Genomic DNA, 2513 nt, shown 5'->3' on the forward strand with positions numbered 1-2513 from the left:
CGTAAGCGTCCGCTGAATCCCATACCAATTTTTTAATTCGATTTAGGTTTCCAGCAGTGTGGCAGTAACTCTTCAATCTGGGTCACTTTATGTGTCGGTAGCTTTTTCAGCACATCACTTAAATAGGCATACGGATCCAAGCCATTCAGCTTTGCTGACTGGATTAAAGTCATGATATTTGCCGCTCGCTGTCCACTGCGCAGCGAACCTGCAAACAACCAGTTCTTACGGCCCAATGCCCAGGGACGCATTGAGTTCTCTGCCCAGTTATTGTCAATGGGTAGATTGCCATCATCCAGATAGCGGCTTAAGGCTGGCCAACGCTTCAGACTGTAATTGATCGCCTTGGCGGTTGGAGAACTCGATGGCACCGTCAGATCATGTTGGTTGAGCCATTCATACAGTTGTTGCCTCACCGGTTGGCTGTGCTGTTGTCGGTATTCGCGGCGGTGTTCTGCTGTACTATCGGTCTTTTTCCTGAGTTCTGCTTCTATGGCATACAGTTTCTGAATCAGCACTAATGCCTGTTCAGCGATCTGACTTTTCCCGGTCACATGCAGTTCATGAAATTTACGACGTGCATGTGCCATGCAGCCCACCTCAATGACATCGCCTGATTTAAAGCGTGCTTTATAACCACTGTAATCATCACAGACCAGATGGCCCTGCCAGCCATTCAGGAACTCTTCTGCATGCTGACCTGAACGGCTATCCTGAAAGTCATAGATCACCGCTTGAACTGGATTGTACTGTGTGGTGGCATAGGCCCAGACATAACCTTTCTTCGGTTTTTTCTCATTCTCACCCATCCGCATAATGGTGACCGGCGTTTCATCGGCATGGATCACCCGCTGTTGCAGCACCACCTGTTTTAAGGCATTGGCCAGAGGTTCCAGTTCCACACCGCAGCGACCAATCCAGTCAGATAACGTGGATCTGGACAGATCAATGCCCGCCCGCTGATAGATCAGGCGCTGACGGTACAGCGGTAAATGATCGGCATACTTCGATACCAACACATGGCTGAGCAGTTCAGGTGAAGCAATGCCTTTATCAATCACATAGGCTGGCATCGCTTGCTGAGTCAGGGTGTCGCACTGATCACAGACCCATTTGCCACGGATATGCTGTTCCTTATAGAACTGTGCCGGTCTGAAATGCAGTTTTTCACTGACATCTTCGCCGATACGCCGGAGTTGGCATCCACAAGCACATTGGGTTGATGCAGGTTCATGCTCAATACGGATGGTGTGTAGATGATCTGGCAGTGGTCGACGTTTAGGTTTATTGACTGTGGCTTTGTGTGTCACTGCATCGGTTTTATCTGCATTCAGCCGCTCCAGTTCTAGATCAACCGCGGCAATATCTTCTTCAACCGCTTCATCCCACAGATGGATTTGTTTTGCCGTTAAGTGTTCATTCTTTTGGGCGAATTTGTGCTTTTTAAACAGCGCCAGTTCATGCTCGTATTTTTGAGTGAGAATAGAAAGATGTTGAACTTTGGCATCCAATTGCTGGTTTGATTTTTCTAACTCTTGATTTGATTCTGCCAGAGACTGATGCTGCATTGCCAACTGTCTGGTGAATTCCAGCAGTTGTTCATGGGTCAGTTGGCTTAAGTCAGGCAGCGTATTCATGACCGCAGTATGCCTGAGGTCATGAGAAGAATGAAATAGAACGTTTGGAGAATAGCAGAATGGAACAGTCTGGTTTAAAGCATCGTCACCACCTGCTGTCGTCCAATGCGCTGCCAAGGTAAACCCTGGATCAGTGCCTGTAACTGTTCCGGACTTATCGCCATGCTTTCACCCTGGTGAACCTGCGCCCAGTGGAATTTTCCCTGTTCCAGCCGCCGGGCACACAGCCAGATGCCCAGTCCATCATGTACCAGCACTTTCATGCGATGGCCACGTTTATTACAGAACAGGTAAGCACAATGCGGTTTGATGTAGCCAAAGGCTCTCACCACCTGAGCCATGACAATATCCATCCCTGCTCGCATATCCAGAGGTTGGGTAGAAAGCCAGATTTCATCAATGCGGATCATGTTGCAAGTGCCTTGAGTAATTCTGCTAAAGCAGATATTTCTGATACTTGCCATTTCAAGCCAATTTCTGCTTTTGAGTGGGGTAAAGTAATTTGAACCTTTAACATGTCAGTAGGAGTAGGATCTAATGGTGCAGAGCAAGATAAGGCAATAAATGCAGGTTTATTCGGTAGTGGTGAGCGATCATTCCCTGGCTTAGCATCAATTAAGCGAATCCATTTGGATACAAGATTTGTATTCAATCCATGTTGCAAAGCGACCGAAGCAATTGAAACGTCCGGTGCTTTACAAGCCTGAACGATCTGCTGTTTAAATTCAGCACTGTATGTTCTTCGTTTTTTCGCAAGAGATGCGATGGATGTCTGGTGATTTGTAGTCATAAATTTTAGTCCCCACTTGTTTTTAAGTGTGGACTAAATTAAGGCTTATAGGATGAATTCAGAAGGTGTGTTCAGCGGACGCTTAC

3 protein-coding genes are annotated in these 2513 nt (G+C 47.0%); all 3 read right to left on the bottom strand.

Annotated features, from left to right (window positions below; translation table 11 throughout):
• Nucleotides 1-32: 32 nt before the first annotated feature.
• Nucleotides 33-1637, bottom strand: a complete 1605-nt coding sequence (locus tag AC056_RS19025) for an IS66-like element ISAba46 family transposase (RefSeq protein WP_017402503.1) — start codon at nucleotides 1635-1637, stop codon at nucleotides 33-35.
• A 74-nt stretch (nucleotides 1638-1711) separates the two neighbouring features.
• Nucleotides 1712-2047: an IS66 family insertion sequence element accessory protein TnpB gene (gene tnpB, locus AC056_RS19030; RefSeq protein ID WP_004832949.1), complete on the bottom strand. Its 336-nt coding sequence runs from the start codon at nucleotides 2045-2047 to the stop codon at nucleotides 1712-1714.
• The gene (gene tnpA, locus AC056_RS19035) at nucleotides 2044-2427 is read right to left on the bottom strand and encodes an IS66-like element accessory protein TnpA (RefSeq protein ID WP_004646130.1); all 384 of its coding nucleotides are present in this window, start codon (nucleotides 2425-2427) and stop codon (nucleotides 2044-2046) included. Before tnpA ends, tnpB begins: the two co-directional genes overlap by 4 nt.
• Nucleotides 2428-2513: the final 86 nt, after the last annotated feature.

The organism is Acinetobacter genomosp. 33YU (genome assembly GCF_001990725.1).
Taxonomy (GTDB): Bacteria; Pseudomonadota; Gammaproteobacteria; order Pseudomonadales; family Moraxellaceae; genus Acinetobacter; species Acinetobacter seifertii.